This is a genomic window from Myxococcus eversor, assembly GCF_010894455.1.
In the GTDB taxonomy this organism is placed as follows: domain Bacteria; phylum Myxococcota; class Myxococcia; order Myxococcales; family Myxococcaceae; genus Myxococcus; species Myxococcus eversor.
In genome coordinates, this window is record NZ_JAAIXY010000022.1 from 100,169 (window position 1) to 117,229 (window position 17,061).

Sequence of the window (17,061 nt, forward strand, 5' to 3'; positions counted from 1 at the left end):
TCCCCCGGGACGCGGAGTGGATGGTGCCACTCGGTTGCACGGAGGGAGGAGATAAAGGTCGGCGGCCGAGGACGAAAACCACTCGTGCAAGAGAAGTTCCGCGCGGACCCGGCGCGACGGAGACACAGTCCCGCGCTAAGGGGGGCTGGCGGACGCGACATCGCCGGCGCGCTCGGCGAGCGGACGGGCATGGCGGACGAGTGAGAGCAGCATCTTTCCCGGCTCCTCGGCCATCAGCTCGTGGGCCGACTGCTCGAACCAGACGAGCTGCTTCGATGGCGCCTTGACGCTCGCGAACCATTCGGCGGCAACCGTCGCCGAGACGTTGTAGTCGTGGCGTCCGAGGAACAGGAGCAGCGGCGTCTTCAGCCGCTTCACCTGCGTCAGGTCCGTCGTCAGGATCGGAGACAGGAGGCTCTCGGCCGAGAGGTCTCCCGCCTTCCAGACCTGGCGCACCTCCTCGTCGGTGTATTCGGGCGACAGATTCACCGCCGCGCCTTCGAAGCTCGCATCGGGACGCCGATAGGCAGCCCCTCCGAAGAAGTTGAGCCAGCGCCGCTGGAGCTGGATGTCCTTCAGTGGCACCGGCGTCTTGCCGATGGCATAGGGCGCGATCGATTCGAGGTCGCGGATCGCCTCTTCATTCTTCGTCGCGCGCGCCTGCTTCAACGTCCAGGCCCAGCCGCGCCGCTCGCTCTCGCGTGCGTCGATGCCCTGGGCGACGCCGATATAGGCGTGGAGCCATTCGGGGTGCCTCTCCGCGAGGGTGAGTCCGAGGATGCTCCCCCAGCTATGGCCGAGGACGAACAGCTTCTCCTTCCGGAACGTCTTTCGCGCCCATGTGACGACCTCCTCGGCGTCGGCGTGCATCTGCTCGACGGTGAGCGTCGGGGCGACCGTGGTCGGGTCATTCGCGACGTACGTCTTGCCCGCGCCGCGCTGGTCCCACTGGATGACGGTGAAGAATTCGTCCCAGCCGTGCGCGACATACCAGCTCGTCGGCATCGCCACCCAGCCGGGGCCGCCATGGAGCACGAGCAGCACGGGATTGCGCGGGTCGCGGCTGCGGACCGAGACCCATTGGTCGATGCCTCCGATGCGGAGCTTCTCGGTGCGCTCCAGCCCCTCCGGCGCCACGATCCTGCGAAGCCCCGCGATGATCTTGATGGCCTCGGCCCGGTTGTTCGGACCCGGCGCCTCCTGTGCCTGTGCCGGAGTGCTCCCCAGAAACAGCGCCGCCAGTGGCAGCCACGATGCCTTGCTCACGATATCCCCTCGATTCCGCTCGGGTTGCCTGTGAGGACCCCTGAGCCCGAAATCCGAACCACGACGGTTCAACGTCGCTCGCCTCCACCTATTGCACGGGGTGCCGCCGAGGAGCTGCCCCAAAGGGGTGATTTCCGGCAGCCACGACATCAGGCTGGGACGGTCTCGAACCACAGGTCGAGGGCGACGCGCCAATGCAGGCCTTCATCGAAGCGATGCCCGGATGGGCAGTGCGTCCCTAGCGATGTTCGTCGTCATCAGACAGGTGGCCGCCAAGCCCGAGACCCGCGCCGGCGCCGATGCCCAACCCCATGCCGCCACCACCCCCTCCAACCGTGCCCTTGCCTCCGCCTTGTCGCGCGTCGTCCTTCCCCGCGCCTTCGCCCTTGCCACGTGCGCCGCCCGCGGAGGGACGGGTTGGGCCTTGTTTCGGAATCACCAGCGAAGCTGGCACTGGCTCGAGATCGAGCACCGTGCGGATGAAGTCGCGCAGTGACACGACGAGGTCGTGCGTGTGAATCGGGCGACCTTCGGCGAGCTCGGTGGCGGCCTTGGCCGCGAGCCGCACCTGGTCCTCGGTCCCGAGCAGGATGATGTCCGACAGGGCCGCCTCGACTGCGTCCCGCACGCGGCGCGAGCGGTCATCGCCTGGACGAAGACTCTCGACCGCCGGTACGGACTCGGCGACGGCCGCGGCGGGAGCGCCAGCGAGCGCGGCGCGCTGGCGCAGCTCGCGCAAGTGCGTCGGGTCGACGGCGAGGTCTCCGGTGAACGAGCCGCCGAGCGTCTTGTAGGCGGCGATCAACGTGCGCAGGCGTTCGTTGATCTGCCGGTTCTCACGCTCGCGGCGCTGCTGAATCGTCTGCATCGCGAGCAGGCGGATGCCGACGCCGAGCAGCGTGAAGATGGCGAGGCCGAGCAGCGTCGACAGGAGCGCCTGCCAGGAACTGAAATCCAGATTGCGCATGTGGCGGCTCCAGCGGAAGGGACGCCAATCTACGCGAGCAAGCGCCTCCGGTCTCGCGGCGCGGACACGGGCGGCCGCTTCTCGGCGTGGGTGTGACGTACGGCGCCCGCATCCTCGTCCTGCGGGCGCGTCAATCGCCGTTCGTCCAGGTGATGAGGAGCGACGGGTATGGTGCTCACCACCCAAGACCCGGCACTCCCCACGTGGTCGACGCGGAAGTACCTGAAGTCTGCATGGGCAGTCAGACGGATGGTGACCACCCTGCCAGGCTACGAGTGCGCCTGTCTCGCGCACATGCAATTCAGCTACTATTGATTATTTATGACCGCATTGGATCACATGCGCACGGGCTCTTGGCCCGGGGTGGATGTCCTGGGTGCCGAGTCCTTGCCTTTCCTAGACACGCTTGCGAACAGATTTGCCACTCACAGCGAGGTGGGCCAGTCTATGTGCCGCCAATAAACTTGGCATTGGGGCTGAACATGAACAATAGACGCACATATGCGGCATTGCTTGCATTCTCGCTGATAACGTCCTGGGGTTGTGCGCCTGGTGATGAGGACGCTGGCGCCACGATGAATTCCCAGAAGGCTCCGGTGGTATATGGCTCCGACAACCGTACGGACGTATTCGCACATGCGGACACTGTCCTGCGCGCCCGGGCACAACAGTCCACCGTCGCGCTGATGAGCCCAGCCAGAATCAACACTTCCAATCCAAACAACGTCACCTTCAACGCGCCGTCGCTGGGCCAGGCCGCGAACCTCTGCGCGACAGAGCGATTCCGGAATGACCCGACGCCAGCCTTCTGCTCTGGCACGCTGATCGATGACGACCTGGTGCTCACGGCTGGGCACTGCATCACCAGTTCTTCTGCCTGTGCGAACACCCGCTTCGTCTTCAACTTCTACCGGACAGGTGCCACCTCGATTCAGACCATCACCACGGCGGATGTCTTCTCCTGTCAATCCATCGTCGTGCGCCAGCAGGGAACCGTGAGCGGGCAGAATCTGGACTACGCTGTCATCCGACTGGACCGGCCGGCGACTCCGCGCTTCACGCCTGCGCCGATTCGCGCGGGCCATGGCGCGCTTGCCGTGGGCGCAGGCCTGGCCGTCATCGGGTCTGGGAGTGGCATCCCGTTCAAGATTGATTCAGGCGGTTCGGTCCGCGATGCACGCGCGGGTGTGCGGGATTTTTTCGTGGCCAACACCGACACCTTTGGTGGCAACTCCGGCTCGGGCGTGTACGAAACGTCGGGCTACACGGTGGCCGGAATCCTGGTTCGTGGCGAGACCGACTACGTCACCAACGGGAGCTGCAACATCGTCAACACCTGCACGGAGACGGGCTGCCGTGGCGAGGACATCACCTACGTGCGCCCGGCCATCGACGCGTACTGCGACGTCGCGGACAGCCAGCGGCTCTGCCTGAAGTTCACGACCATTTCATCTCCGCCCCCCTCGTGGTGCAGCGCGGCCAATTGCTTGAGCCAGGCGCGGAATGGCGTGGTGGTGGGAGACTTCAACGGCGATGGCCGTACCGACTTCCTCTCGGCCAACGGCAACTTCGACATCTGGCTGGCCAATCCGGATGGAACTGTCCGTCATGTCTACAGTGTGCCACCACCGCCTTGGTGCAGTTCCGCAGCCAGTTGCGTGAGCCAGGCGCAGAACGGGGTGGTGGTGGGGGATTTCAACGGCGATGGCCGTACCGACTTCCTCTCGGCCAACGGCAACTTCGACATCTGGCTGGCCAATCCGGATGGAACTGTCCGTCATGCCTACAGTGTGCCACCACCGCCTTGGTGCAGTTCCGCGGCCAGTTGCGTGAGCCAGGCGCAGAACGGGGTGGTGGTGGGGGATTTCAACGGCGATGGCCGTACCGACTTCCTCTCGGCCAATCAGTACTTCGACACCTTCCTGGCCAATCCTGATGGAACTATCGGCTATGTCTACGGTGTGCCACCCCCGGTCTGGTGCGGGTCCGCGGCCAGTTGCTTGAGTCAGTCACTGAACCGCGTGGTGGTGGGGGACTTCGACGGCGATGCGCGTACCGACTTCCTCTCGGCCAATCAGCACTTCGACACCTTTCTGGCCAACCCTGGTGGAGATAGTCGCTATGTCTACGGTGTGCCACCCCCGGTCTGGTGCAGTTCCGCGTCCGGCTGCTTGAACTCGGCGCAGAATGGCGTGGTGAGCGGGGACTTCAACGGTGATGGTCGTACCGACTTCCTCTCGGCCAATCAGCACTTCGACATCTTCCTGGCCAACCCTGGTGGAGATAGCCGCTACGTCTACGGTGTGCCACCACCCAACTGGTGCGGGTCCGCGGCCAGTTGCTTGAGCCAGGCACGGAATGGCGTGGTGGTGGGAGACTTCAATGGCGATGGCCGTACCGACTTCCTCTCGGCCAACAGCTACTTCGACACGTGGATGGCCGACGCGGATGGCTCGTTCCCGTCTGTCTTCCAAGCCCATCCACCCAGCTGGTGCAGTTCCGCCTCCAGTTGCTTGAGCCAGGCGCGCAACGGCGTGGTGGTGGGAGACTTCAACGGCGATGGCCGTACCGACTTCCTCTCGGCCAACGGCTACTTCGACGCGTGGCTCTCGAGGTGACAGCTGGTTAGAGGGGCTTTCGGTGCGGGAGCCCTCAAGGGGCCTCGCCCCGTTTGAGGAGCCGGGTCCTGTCGCCTCCAATAGGAGCGCGGAGCCGCGAAGGTCGCGGGCGTCTGCGGGCGCTCCTGCTCCATCAGGCAGGACAACACGGCTCGAAGTGGCCCGGGTGGGCGAAAACCCTCGTGGGTCTTCCAGAGTCTGTCATTGAATGGGACGAATTGAACGCGGCGGCCCGGAGCACTGCTTTCCGGGCCGCCCATCGCCGACGGGGCGATTACGGGCTGAGGGAGATGCTCCCCGGCCAGTAACCGTAGGCGTACGAGGTGACACCGTTGCGGGTGGCGCCCGCATAGCCGCCCTGCCCCGGCTGGATGGTGACGGTCACCTGTCCACCAGTGGAGGCAATCACGCCCGCGTGCACGGACGCCGTGCAGACATCCGAGTCATCGGTGTAGAGGTCCGTCCCCCAGATCGAGGCTCCGAGGCTCGCCGTCGGGCAGTTGCACCGGAATTGCGTCCCGTTCTGCCCACGATAGGACATGAAGTTGAAGCTGGAGCAGATCGGCGGCGGCTGAGGCGTCTGAGCACCGATGAGGCGGAAGCTCCCCGCCCAGGCGCCGTAGGAGTTCGTGGTGACGCCGTTGCGGGTGGTCCCCACGTAGGTGCTCTGGCCCGGCTGGATTTCGACGACCACCGTCCCACCGCTGGTGGAGATGACACCCGCGTGCACCGCGGCGGTGCAGATATTCGAATCATCGGTGTAGAGATTCGTTCCCCAGACAGGCCCTGAGCCCCCCGAGGAGCAGGTGCAGCGACCCTGGGCCCCCGTCTGCCCTCGGAAGACCGTGAGGTCGACGTTCAAGCAGTTCGGGACCTCGCTCGGGCCGTAGAGGGCTCTCAGCGCGGTGGCGTCGGTGCTGGTGAACTCGCCGGTACTGCCGAGGTTGGAACAGGCGTTCATGACGGACCCGTCGTAGACGGCGGTGGTCGGCGTCCCCGGAATGTGGATGGCGCCCACATTCTCCGGATCTGACTCGGGGTCGGGGTATGGGCGAAGGCAACTGATGCTGGTGTTGTAGTAGTCCGTGTGGCGCAGGCCGAGGGTATGGCCGAGTTCGTGCGTGATGATGTGCTCGTTGATGTCGAGGTTGTAGGTGTCCAGCGCGGGGAGCATGTTGATGGACCCGCCGGGCAGGCCGAACGCAGGGAAGTCCGCCCAGTTGTTCTCCTTGATGGAGATCGCCGCGACGATGGTCGCGGAGCAGCCGATCGTCGAACCGCGCACGAACGTGAATCGCAGACCGAGTTCGTTGTAGTTGGCGATGGCCAGGTCGAGCCCCTGGCTCAAATTGGAGTAGCTGTTGTATCCGGCCGTGGGGTTGATGCAGATCTTCGTCACTCCGGGACCGACGACGTTGGTCGAGCTGTATTGCTCGGCGCTCCCCGGGGGGGCCTGAAGCATCTCTCGGGAGGCCTGGAGCGTCACACGCGTGTCTCCGCCCACGAAAACAGCCTCGTCGATGACCCGGATGTCCCTGGCCGGATAGCCGGCCTCGATGAGGTTGGAGATGATCTCCTCGTTCTCCATCCGCGGGTCCATACCGCCGCAACCAACCAGCCATGCGACACCGGTCACCGCGAGGACTGCTGCCTGCTTGAACATGAATGCTCGTCTATCTGACTACGAGGGAACGCGCCGCCCGGCGTGGGCTTCCCACCGTGGCCGCGCGCCATGTCTCATAGCGCGCCCCCACCCCAAACCCTCAGCGACAACTCTGGATGAGCAATCCGTCTCGAATCTCGGGATTCAAGACATCATGCACTGTCAAAAATTTCTGCTCACGGGCCCCCGCGCAGGCCGAAAATGGGCGCCCACCAGCCTTCCACTCCGCGAACCTTGACGTGGCCAGCCCCCGCGGTGAGTTCGAGGAAGGAGCCATCCTCCATCGCGAAATGTCCCGCCAGGGCAAGACCCGTGTAGGTGGCGCTGACGGTCCGCTCGGACACGATGAGTCGGTGCACGCCGAAGAAGGGCACCACGCCCACGGTCGCGCCGCCCAGGTCCACGCCCAGGGAGAGGGACCCCTCCACGCCCAACATGCTGCCGGGCCCACCCTCGCTGCCGAGACCGAAGTCCGTGGCACCGCGGAGAATGAACGCGGGGGCGAGACTCCAGCGGCCCCAGCGCAGGTGGTGTGACAGGCCCATGGACAGGCCGTAGCCAGGCACGGGCACGGGACAGCTGATGTCCGTGTCCGCGCCGCAGCCCAGCTCGCCCTGGAAGCCCAGGTGGAGTTGGGTGGTGGGCCCGTCCACGGGCACCATGACGTCGAAGTCGTAGGCCACGGCCCATTGGGGCGACGAGAAGGGCTTGTCGTTGCCCTCGAAGGACTCGGGCTCCTGGAGAGGCACGGTCAACCGGGGCCCGGTGCGCAGCCCGCCGCGCGTCGTGACGTGCCGCGCGCTCCCGGGCGCCAGCCGGATGGCCATGGGGCTCAGCGTCGAGGGCGCCGCGCAAGCGGTCATCACCAGCATGGCGCCGAGGGCCCAGCACGCATGTTTCACGGAACCACCTCTCGCCGATGTGCGGCTGACGAGAGCAGTATGCGCGTTATCGCATGGCGTCCAACAGCTCGGTTTGAACGCTCGACGAGACGCTCTTGTTCGTCACGAGCTTCCGCAGGACGGACTTCTCATGCACGAGGTCCCGGGCAATCTTCGCCAGCTCGTCCGTCAGCGCGAGCCGGCACTGGGTGGGGTTGCGGCAGCCCCCTGTCGCCAGGGCCACGCGCCTGAAGATTTCGTTGTGGTACTCGCGGGAGTGCGGCCCCCGGTGCCCTCGGATGCGGACCTGATTCTCGGGGGCGCTGAGCTTCATCTCCGCCTTCGCGAAGAGCTCCTCGAACTCCGGCGCCCATGCGTCGCCCGCCATCTCCGCGACGTCGTGTACGTCCGCGCAGATGTGATGGACGACACCCTCCGGGTCCCCCTGCACGACACTCGCGGCGGGCCAGGCCTCCACGCCGATACCCGAGCCCAGGGCCACGGCGGCGACGGCCGTGGGCACAAGCCTCACGTTCAGCTCCCCCGCCGAGGAAAGTGAGAGCGACTGAACCTCGCCCAGCAAGGCCGCTGGGAGCAGGAAGCCGCCTTCCATCTGGGCTCGCGCGGCCGCCCGTGCGAAGCGTGGCAGCGCGTGCACCTCGGTCGCCATGCCGCTCTCGCCGCCCAGCATCGACAGCGCGACGAGCACCAGGACCCGCGTGCCGCTGTCGCCGAGGATGCGCCCGAAGCGGTGCCCCGCGCCCTCGAGCTCCTCGAGGCTCCGCGCGTCCCGGGATTCCTCCTGGAGGCGCTGGAAGCCCCGCTGGAGCGTCCACACCGGCCCCGTGCCCAGATACGCGATGAGGGTCGCCACGGTCGCGATGGCTTCACGCTCCTCGGGCCTGGAGAGGACCGCCTCCACCAGGCTGGCCACCATGGCTCGCCACACGAGGGGGTTCACCGCCTCGCCGAGAGCATCCTCGACTTCATTCCAGACCGGGTCGAGGGAGAACGCGAGGGCCAGCATGTGTCGCTCCCGGGGGCCCACCGCGAATCCTCTCGCCAGCAGCCCGAGACACCTCGTCGGAGAGCCTTGCCGCTGACAGGTGCGCTCATGGGATGAGGCCGCGGAGGGACCCGCCGCACGGCCAGGCCCCGCTTCCTGGTGCGCTGACTCCCATTGCAGCTCGAGCGCGAGGCGGGTGAGCGCGCTTCCAAAGGCGTCCGCATCCAGTTCGATGGGGTCGGACTCGACAGGAGTGTAGACGATGGGCTCGCCCCGCCCGACGTCGAGCCGCACCTCACGCGCTGTCGCACATCCGGCCGGCAGCATCAGCAGCACGGCAACCCATGGAACGTTCACGCCAACTCCTGGAGATGAAGGCCTTCGACACGCCATTCATCTCAGGAGTCGGTGTGGATTGGCTCTACCTCCCGGGAGGTAGACAGGGGCTATGCTCCCGCGTCACGCCACCCCAGCACCAGCCTCCCGGAACTCCATGGTCACCGAACGTCCCCCCACCCTCATGCCCGAGGGCCTCGAACTCATTCAGGGCGACATCAGGCTGACCTCACTGGTCTTCGGCATCAACCTGTACACCCATCGCTCGTTCTATGACGAGGCCGCCGGGTTGCTGTCCACCTGGGACTTGTTCCTGGCCCGGTGTCCGCCCGAGAGGCTGACGTTTCACGCCACCGAAACCATGAAGGCCCACAAGCCCGTCACGAAGCGGGTGCTCGGCCTGCTCGGCGCGTGGCTTGCGCCGACGACGCCTCGCAAGAACTACCTCGCGCTGGAACTCAAGGCCAGCCAGGGCCCCGAGGAGGCGCCTGTCGCCAAGTATGAAATCTGGAACGTGGACGCGAGCAACCAGGCCAACATCTTGTCACTGGCGCTCCCAGCGGGAGCCGCCCAGGAAACGCCGGGCGAGATGCTCGCGTTCGTGCGGCAACTGGCTGATGTGTTTCCCTTCCGCAGTGGACTCGCGGGCTTCACCTTCGAGTGCTCGCGCTACGACAAGCAGGCGAGCGAAACACATGCGTGGGACATGTCGATGCGTCATCCAGGGATCAACATCGTCCGCATCCCTTTCGACGCCAAGGCGGCCGGCGGTGATGGCATCCCCGGAGTGAATTGGCTGACGATGATCGACTCCGAGAGATTGAAGCAGCTCGGCGGCGCCATGGTCCTACGGCGCCTGCTTCCGAGCGACATCGAGCTGATTGAGTGTCGCCATGGCACCCTCATCCAGGCGGGGCCAAGGCCCCTGTTCGGAGATGTCGGCCAAGGGGACACGCTCCCTCTCTACCGGGAGGTCCATCGGCTGTTGGCACCCTGGATTGAAATCGCGGCGGAGCAGTCAATGGCGTTGAGAATCGGGAAGGATGCCATTGCCCGGACCGACGCATGGTATCGAAGGCTGGGCGGATGATGAGACGCGGCAGCCCGAGCGAGCAGCTCCGGCTGCGTGACCGCCCATTTCGAGACCGCGCTCCGGCGAGCCGCCCGTTGAAGGTGGCTCAGTAGCGGGTGTGGACCTGCCCCTGGAGCGTGGTGTCGTCCGCCTGGCTCCACTGGACGGAGAACCTCAGCTGGCACGTGATTCCCGTCCTGTATGAGAAAGGGACCTGCTGGCCGCACGGGATTCCCTGGGCGGCCAGGACGAGTCGACCGCTCCGGGCCATGTCGGTCACCCGGATGCTCCACGTCCCCTCCGGCGGCGCGGCGACCTGGAAATAGCCCGAGAGGCTGACCCAGGCGGTGATCTGCCTCTCGGTCGTGAGCGAGCCCATCCCTCCCACGATGGGCATGCTGAAGGGCATGTCGACGGCCTCGCCGAGCACCATGGAGGCCTTTGCCTCATCTCCCTCGGCGTCGACATGATTCGCGAGCAGCACCCGCTGCTCGGGCGTCAGCTTCAGCCGAGCCGCGGTGGCCTCGCCCATCGCTTCGAGCCCCGCATCCAGGGTCATGGAGTTCTTCATGGCGTCGTCCTCCCAGACGAGTGAATGGCAACGTCGGGAAGTTCAGTCCAAACATCCCGACATTGGGAGGGCTCCATGCCATGCTGGCGCCGACTGTAAGGTGCTTCACATGCGTTCTGTTCACGCATCCGCCCGGGCTGTCCCCACCGAGCCCGCCAAAGCCGCGCGGAATCCTTTTGATTGTTGATTTGCTCACGAGAGCCGCTCCGCGTTAAGGGGCGGCATGACCCCATTCGAAAGCAGCTTTCCGCGATTCTCCCGTGCGTTGTTCACCGCGCTGTGCGTCTTCATTGCCGCCTGTGACGACTCGGACGAGTCGACTTCGACTCCCATCGCCGAGGCGCGCGCGCAGGCGACAGGGACGCAGGCCACCATCGAGGGCTACGTCAGCGTCCAGCCCGGAGCGTTCGCCTCGGCCCTGGGCGACGAGGGCTTCGCGTTGCAGGACGCCACGAGCGGCGTCTACGTCAAGATGGAGCAGAAGCAGTCGTTCAATCTGGGCTCCCGCGTCCGCGTCACCGGGACGCTCGACGAGCAGAACAAGCTGCGCATCCTGAAGGCCAATCCCGAGGACGTGGAGCTGCTGAGCGGCTCGCAGACTGTCTCCGCCAAGACGGTGACCACCGGCGCCGTCAACGAGTCCGTCGAGGGTCAGATCATCAAGGTGACGGGCGACGTGACGCAGACGTTCCAGGACGATTCGCCCTACGGCTACAAGCTCTACGTGAATGACGGCTCGGGTGAGGTGCAGGTGTTCGTCCACGTCTCGGCCGGCTTCGACGCGAGCGGGCTGCAGGCGCTGAAGCTGGGAGACACCCTCACCGTGGTGGGACTGGCCGCCCAGTACGAGACCACCTACGAGGTGGCGCCCCGGTCTCCCGGGGACCTGACCGTCGCGCCCTGATTCCGACGATCAACGGCGTCTGCCTTTTCCGGCGCCCCCCCTGGGGTCCAGGCTCCCCAGTGAAGGGAGCGCCGAACGGGCGTCCTGGGGACCGCACACCCCAGGCGCCCACGTCGTTTCGGGGCCCTGGCGGCGGACTCCTTCTTGCCCATGCAGCGGGGCACTGGAGGAGCAGGCCATGCGAATCGACAGCGCGGGATGGACGCACGTGGGGCGCCGTGCGCACAACGAGGATGCCTGGGTGAGCCGGGGAGACCTGGGGTTGTTCGTCGTCGCGGACGGGGTGGCCCGCGACTCGGAGACCACATGGCCCCACCGGCCGCTCCCGAAGCTCAGCTCCGAGGAGAACCTGCTGCTCGGCTGCGCACGACTTGCCCCGCGCACCGTGCGCGCGCGGCGTGGGGGCCCTGCGTGGAATGAGCTCCACCCTGGTGGCGCTCGCCCTGAGTCCCCGAGGCGCGGCCGTGGGGCACATCGCAGGCTGGGCGCCAGGCTCAGCCACCGCAACCTCGTGGGCGTGCACGACCTGGGTGACTTCGGAATCGCCAAGGCCACCCTGCCGAAGGACCAGACGCGCTCCGGCGTGCGCAAGGGAACCTACGGCTACATGTCCCCGGAGCAGGCCCGCGGCGGAGTGCTGGGCGCCACCAGTGACTTGTTCTCGCTCGGAATCCTCCTGCACGAGTTGCTCACCGGGCGCAGGCCCTTCGACGGGGAGACGCCCTTCGAGACCCTGGAGAACATCCGCGAGGCGAAGCTCGGCGCCCTGGCCGACGTGGACGAGGACCTGAGGCCCGTGCGCCACACCTGCCTCTCGAGGCGACCGGAGGACCGCGTGGCCTCCGCCGAGGCCCTGCACCGGATGCTCACCCCACCGCGACGCGCACGCCCGGACGCAGGCCCGCTGGAGCTGGCGCGGTGGGTGCGCACCGCGATGGGAGAACCCCGCGCGGGCCTCCCGAACCAGGAGACGGTGCTGGAAGCGCCGTGAGCCACCGCCGCGCCCGGCGGGCCACATCCCGAGCGACTCACCGCCGATGGCGCTCGCGTGCGCGTCGCCCGGTGTTCCGTCCATTCATGGGGAGTGGCGCCCGACCCGGCATGACTGACTTTGATGTTTTCCGGCTTAAGCTGGATAATTGCGCCGCCGTGTGACGTGGCACGGCTTGCTCAACCCGAAGTCCTGTCGCGGAGACCACATGAAACTCATCTCGAAGTCGTCGTTCGCGGGTGTCCTGGCGCTGGTGCTGGCTCCATTGTCCGCGTCGGCGCTGCCGCTGGACTGTGACATCGCCTGTGAAGAGTTCGAGTCGTGCAGCCTCAAGTGTGCAGTGCCCTGGACCTCGCGAGTCATCACCTGCGGAATGTGGGCGGACCTCTATCATTCGGGTACGACGTGCGTGCCCACGCTGACGGCCGAGGACATCGAGGAGGAGCTGATGTCCTCCGAGGACGTCGACGCGTCCTCGGCGTGCTCCGAGCAGGACGACTCCGCGCGGTAGGGAGGTCCCCGGGGCCACGCGCGCAAGGTGCGCGTGGCGCCCGGAGTTCGAGGGCGAGGTGAAGCACCGCGGAGCTGTCGGCGCTCAACTGACCGGGTGTCAGGTCGCGTCGGCGGACTGGGCGGCCGGCGCGCGGCACATCTCCAGGAGCTTCTTCTTCTCGACGGCCGAGGCGCTCGCCCAATCCGGATGTTCCGAGGCGACGCAGGTCGGCTGGGTGGGGGCCTCGGGCGGAGCCTCCGGCCTGGCGATCAACGCACCAGGGCCGCTGGTCTGTCCCAACCCCAGCTCCAGCAGCATGCCGCGGATGGCCTCCGCCTCCTCCTTCCCGGTCATCTGGTCCCGGCCGTGCCAGAGCGAGCCGGTAATGACATTCTTGTCGCAGCTCGGCACCCAGGCGGGCGGGGCGTCACTGCACACCGCGCGGCCGTCCATGGTGGGTTTGCCAATCAAGTCCATCCGGGTGACGCCGTCCTCGCGGGGCGTCAGCAGCACGAAGAACACGGACCCCACCGTGTTCGTGGAGCCGCTGACGATTTTGGTCCCCGACACCGTGGTCAACGCCGTGCGCTGTCCCTTGAAGACATAGACGACGCTCCTGTCCTTGCGGACTTGCTTCTCCGTCACCGGGAAGCCGCGCTTGCTCATCAACTCCGTGATGCGCCGCGCGGCGTCATCCGTGCCTCCTTGGAGGAGCGCCTCGGACTCCTTCGCATCCAGGAATGAGTGGCTGCTGGTCCGAATGCTGGAGATGCAGCCGCTGCCCAGAATCACCATGCCCGCCAGGGCCCATGCTTGGATTTTCATGGGAGGTTTCCCTAGCATTTGTCATTCCAGGCTCGTCGCACGTCAGGCTTTCGAGCGGAGGGGCCCCCGGAACCTCGCGTCCGCGCCGCGTGTCCTCATGACAGACCGTGCTGCGGGGAAGTGCGTGGATGCGGATTCCGCATGTTTTGCGGAAATCGCACTGCCATTTCCTCCACGCGCGAGTCTCTACCCGCCGGAGCCCTGAAGTGGCCGGGGACCACTCCGGGCGTCGAGGACAGCCAGCTCAGGGCTCGGGGAAGCCTTCGCGCACCCACTCGTTGGCGACGTCTCTGCTGAACTTGAAGTTCGTGGGCACGCGATGCTTCGCGACGGTCGCGCCCGCGTTGTCGATGGCCAGGAGCAGCGCGTGGGGATCATACTCATCGGCCACGAGCTCGAGCCGGACCTCGTACCAGCGGCCCTCCCAGGCGATGGAGAGCTTCCGCGTCATGGCCTGGTCGCGCTGTCGCGCGGACCGGTCGAGGACCTCCGAGGCCGTCTTCACGAAGGTCGCGAACGCTGGCGCATCGAAGGGCTTGGGGTTCTTCTTGTCGCGGCCCATCACCCACGGACTGATGAGGACGGGCTCGGCGATCCCCTGCTTGCGGATCTCCACGGCCCAGCCGTCATCATCCTCGTACTTGATGACCCGGGCCGACCAGCCATTCTTCCGCCAGAACGTAGGCTCCATCACTTCGGGCTCGGTAGGTGTGCTCTCGGCGCTCATGGTGTTCCTCATACCCTTCGACGGCCGTTTGCCGGAGCAGAGAATGCGCTTTCCTCTGCCCCGCGGAAGTCGACCGCGCGCTCGACCTCCTCGCGGCCGAGCGCTCCTCGCGACGCTGATCGCTGGATGGGGGGCAGAAGGAACCGAGCCCTCGTATGGACGGTGCAGAAGCCCAGTAGATTCGCGCCCTTACCTCGCACCCGCCCGGAACGACTCCACTGCGGCATCCCTCCGCGTCCCCTGCCGTCCCGTCCTCTTCCGGGCCGTTCCGCAGGTTCGTGCGACCTTCATAGGGGCAGACCCACTGGGTCCAGCCGATTCTATCGCTAGAGAACCTGCGTCGAGATCCCACCGAACTCAGCGGGCTGCTCGTCTCGATCACGAACCTGATTGATGAGCTGGCAGCCGATGGGCGCTGGCGCATACGGCTTCTTGGCGACATCTCGATGCGGCCCGCCACTGTCGCGGACTCACTGACATCGGCGACACAACGCACGGAACAGGCCATCCGCATGAATGTGAATATCGCGGTCGCCTCTAGTGGACGAGATGAGATTGCCTGCGCCATGCGTGCACTGCTGGCAGAACACGCCGCGGCAGGCACACCACTTTCCATCGGAGACATACTCCCAGCTTGACCTGATTCGCGCCGAACATGTCGCATGGCTCCGACAAATGGGCCTGGTCCGTGACGAGATGAGCCTTCAGCGCCTCATGGAGTACAACTTTCTTCCCACTGCGGCGCAGATCGCTTGGCATGTAGATGTATTTCGATGTCGGCGAATCAGGCGGTGACATGGAATTGCCCCTGTGCGTCGCGGAACACCCTGACATCAAGAAGACCGGAAACCAAGAATGGTCCAACATCACCCAGCGATTTCAGGACAAGAGCCCTGCCAGGAATGCATCCGCGTCCGTTCAAGGTGCCTCGGTCCTCGGAAGTCACAGCAGGGCGTGGGGTTGCTGCTGTCAAATGCGTGCGGGCCATGGAAGTGGCTCGTGCGGGCAAGCCCGCTCACCCAGCTTGCCTTTCCGCATTCTCTCTCGTCTCCCCAGCGCGCCTGTGCGCAACAACAAGACAGGAAACATCCGCCGCAACCAGATCGGCGCCGGCACGCACTATTCACTAACAGCATGTCAGACAGACCTGTCAAAGAGTCGTCCCACTTCCTTGCCAAGACGAAAGGACCATTCCTGGCCCGTCTGGTAAAGAAGAGTGGAGACGGACGCCATGCTGATTGGAATCGCATCCCGCCGGGGGGCGGTGTTGCTCGCTGCATTGGGGTTGGGAACCTTGCTCGGCTGTGGCAGCGCCACGGAAGCACCTGAGGCAGCGGAGCCCGGCACTGCGCCCGCAGGGGACATGCGCAATAGCGAGGCGGACCTCTATGTGGCCTCCGCGCGGTTGTGGCGGCCGATGAGCGTGTCCGTATGCTGGGAGAACCCAGGAGCGGGAAGCGCCACGCAGCGGCAGTGGGTGCGCGACGCGGTAACACGTACGTGGGAAGCCCGCTCCGGGATTCGATTCACCGGCTGGGGCACTTGCGCGGCAGGGACCCTGGGCATCCGCCTCAACATCAGCGACGTCGGCCCGCATGCGAAGGGTCTGGGAAACACTCTCAACGGCGTCTCCGCGGGTGTGGTGCTGAACTTCACGTTCATCAACTGGGGCCCAAGCTGCCAGAACACACTCCAATACTGCATCGAAACGATTGCCGTGCATGAGTTCGGCCACGCCCTGGGCTACGCCCACGAGCAGAACCGCGCGGACACTCCAGGCTCTTGTACCGAGCCCCCGCAAGGCTCCAATGGTGACCTGACCATCGGCGCGTGGGACCTGAGCTCGGTGATGAACTACTGCAATCCGCAGTGGAATGGGGATGGCAACCTCAGCGTCACGGACCAACGAGGAGTGCAGCAGACGTATGGCGTTCCCTGGGGCTCTCTGGGAGGCAATCTCACCTCCGGGCCCACGGTGGCCGCTCGCGGCACGAACCGGTTGGACGTATTCGCCCGAGGGGCCGACAACCAATTGTGGCAGCGGTACTGGGATGGAGCGTGGAGCACGTGGGGCTCGCTCGGCGGCATCTCCCTGTCGTCAGCCCCCGTGGCGGTGAGCAAGGACTCAGTCACCATCGACGTGTTCGCCCTGGCAAACGACAACACCATCCAGCAGAAGTCCTGGACAGGGACCACGTGGACGAACTGGTCTACGCTGGGTGGTAACTTCACCTCGGGACCCACCGTGGCCGCGTGGGGCTCGAACCGGATGGACCTGTTCGTCAGGGGGCCCGACAACAAGCTGTGGCAGTCCTACTGGAATGGATCCATTTGGAGCCCGTGGGGCTCGCTCGACGGTACCCTGGCGTCGGAACCAGCGGCGGTGAGTTGGGGCGCCAACCGAATCGACGTGTTCGCCCGGGGGACAGACAACTCCATCATCCGGAAGTCCTGGAATGGAACCACATGGACGGGTTGGTCATCCCTGGGCGGCAACTTCGTTTCGTCCCCCGCAGTGGCTTCCCGAGGGGCCAACCTGCTGGATGTGTTCGCCCGAAGCGCGGACAACAGCCTGTGGATCAACAGCTGGAATGGCGCGAGTTGGAGCGGTTGGACGTGGCTCGGCGGTGAGCTGTCCTTCGCGCCAGGCGCCGTGAGCAAGGCATCTGGACATCTCGATGTCTTCTACACCGCCCCTGATGGAGCGGTGCGACAATCCGTCTATCGGAACGGGTGGTAGA

General features: G+C 65.9%; 15 protein-coding genes and 1 pseudogene. 8 read left to right on the top strand and 8 right to left on the bottom strand.

Translation table 11 applies throughout. The features are described from left to right. Nucleotides 1-135: 135 nt before the first annotated feature. Together G4D83_RS35425 and G4D83_RS35430 are read right to left on the bottom strand one after the other, a co-directional pair. Nucleotides 136-1,416: an alpha/beta fold hydrolase gene (locus G4D83_RS35425; protein ID WP_240356994.1), complete on the bottom strand. Its 1,281-nt coding sequence runs from the start codon at nt 1,414-1,416 to the stop codon at nt 136-138. 88 nt (nt 1,417-1,504) lie between these two features. Continuing rightward, entirely contained in the window at nt 1,505-2,233 is a 729-nt protein-coding gene (locus G4D83_RS35430) for a hypothetical protein (protein ID WP_163869313.1), read from the bottom strand. Nucleotides 2,234-2,715: 482 nt separating this feature from the next. Here G4D83_RS35430 and G4D83_RS47320 point away from each other — a divergent pair. Continuing rightward, a pseudogene (locus G4D83_RS47320) lies at nt 2,716-3,696 on the top strand (trypsin-like serine peptidase); the annotation flags it as partial. 51 nt (nt 3,697-3,747) lie between these two features. Continuing rightward, nucleotides 3,748-4,851, top strand: coding sequence for an FG-GAP repeat domain-containing protein (locus G4D83_RS47325; protein WP_420826684.1), 1,104 nt, complete (start codon nt 3,748-3,750; stop codon nt 4,849-4,851). A 274-nt stretch (nt 4,852-5,125) separates the two neighbouring features. Here G4D83_RS47325 and G4D83_RS47110 read toward each other — a convergent pair whose 3' ends face one another. The 3 genes from G4D83_RS47110 to G4D83_RS35450 form a co-directional block, all read right to left on the bottom strand. Then, nucleotides 5,126-6,439 (bottom strand): M57 family metalloprotease, encoded by a 1,314-nt coding sequence (locus G4D83_RS47110; protein WP_338041959.1) that lies wholly within the window; start codon nt 6,437-6,439, stop codon nt 5,126-5,128. A 251-nt stretch (nt 6,440-6,690) separates the two neighbouring features. Further along, nucleotides 6,691-7,416 carry a hypothetical protein gene (locus G4D83_RS35445; protein ID WP_163869316.1) on the bottom strand — a complete coding sequence of 242 codons (726 nt, stop codon included), beginning with the start codon at nt 7,414-7,416 and terminating at the stop codon, nt 6,691-6,693. Between the two features lie 46 nt (nt 7,417-7,462). After that, complete coding sequence (locus G4D83_RS35450) at nt 7,463-8,758, bottom strand: AHH domain-containing protein (RefSeq protein ID WP_240356996.1); 1,296 nt, start codon at nt 8,756-8,758, stop codon at nt 7,463-7,465. Between the two features lie 136 nt (nt 8,759-8,894). On the opposite strand from G4D83_RS35450, the gene G4D83_RS35455 reads away from it, so the two are divergent. Further along, a complete protein-coding gene (locus tag G4D83_RS35455) occupies nt 8,895-9,827 on the top strand; it encodes a type VI immunity family protein (protein ID WP_163869318.1) in 933 nt (310 codons plus the stop codon). 88 nt (nt 9,828-9,915) lie between these two features. Here G4D83_RS35455 and G4D83_RS35460 read toward each other — a convergent pair whose 3' ends face one another. Continuing rightward, the gene (locus tag G4D83_RS35460) at nt 9,916-10,380 is read right to left on the bottom strand and encodes a hypothetical protein (RefSeq protein WP_163869319.1); all 465 of its coding nucleotides are present in this window, start codon (nt 10,378-10,380) and stop codon (nt 9,916-9,918) included. 223 nt (nt 10,381-10,603) lie between these two features. Here G4D83_RS35460 and G4D83_RS35465 point away from each other — a divergent pair, with 223 nt between their 5' ends. The 3 genes from G4D83_RS35465 to G4D83_RS35475 all read left to right on the top strand — a co-directional run bounded on the left by G4D83_RS35465 (nt 10,604) and on the right by G4D83_RS35475 (nt 12,786). After that, on the top strand, nt 10,604-11,284 hold the full coding sequence (locus G4D83_RS35465; RefSeq protein ID WP_163869320.1) for a DNA-binding protein: 681 nt from the start codon (nt 10,604-10,606) through the stop codon (nt 11,282-11,284). A gap of 178 nt (nt 11,285-11,462) precedes the next feature. Next, the gene (locus G4D83_RS35470) at nt 11,463-12,275 is read left to right on the top strand and encodes a protein kinase domain-containing protein (RefSeq protein WP_163869321.1); all 813 of its coding nucleotides are present in this window, start codon (nt 11,463-11,465) and stop codon (nt 12,273-12,275) included. Nucleotides 12,276-12,483: 208 nt separating this feature from the next. Then, entirely contained in the window at nt 12,484-12,786 is a 303-nt protein-coding gene (locus tag G4D83_RS35475) for a hypothetical protein (RefSeq protein ID WP_163869322.1), read from the top strand. 99 nt (nt 12,787-12,885) lie between these two features. Here the strand turns inward: G4D83_RS35475 and G4D83_RS35480 are convergent, their stop codons facing one another. Together G4D83_RS35480 and G4D83_RS35485 are read right to left on the bottom strand one after the other, a co-directional pair. Further along, entirely contained in the window at nt 12,886-13,593 is a 708-nt protein-coding gene (locus G4D83_RS35480) for a hypothetical protein (RefSeq protein WP_163869323.1), read from the bottom strand. Nucleotides 13,594-13,837: 244 nt separating this feature from the next. Beyond that, a complete protein-coding gene (locus G4D83_RS35485) occupies nt 13,838-14,320 on the bottom strand; it encodes a hypothetical protein (protein WP_163869324.1) in 483 nt (160 codons plus the stop codon). Between the two features lie 317 nt (nt 14,321-14,637). Here G4D83_RS35485 and G4D83_RS47330 point away from each other — a divergent pair, with 317 nt between their 5' ends. Together G4D83_RS47330 and G4D83_RS35495 are read left to right on the top strand one after the other, a co-directional pair. Next, a complete protein-coding gene (locus tag G4D83_RS47330; RefSeq protein ID WP_163869390.1) occupies nt 14,638-14,958 on the top strand; it encodes an undecaprenyl diphosphate synthase family protein in 321 nt (106 codons plus the stop codon). A 725-nt stretch (nt 14,959-15,683) separates the two neighbouring features. Further along, complete coding sequence (locus G4D83_RS35495; RefSeq protein ID WP_163869325.1) at nt 15,684-17,060, top strand: DUF8189 domain-containing protein; 1,377 nt, start codon at nt 15,684-15,686, stop codon at nt 17,058-17,060. The last annotated feature ends 1 nt before the right edge of the window (nt 17,061 follow it).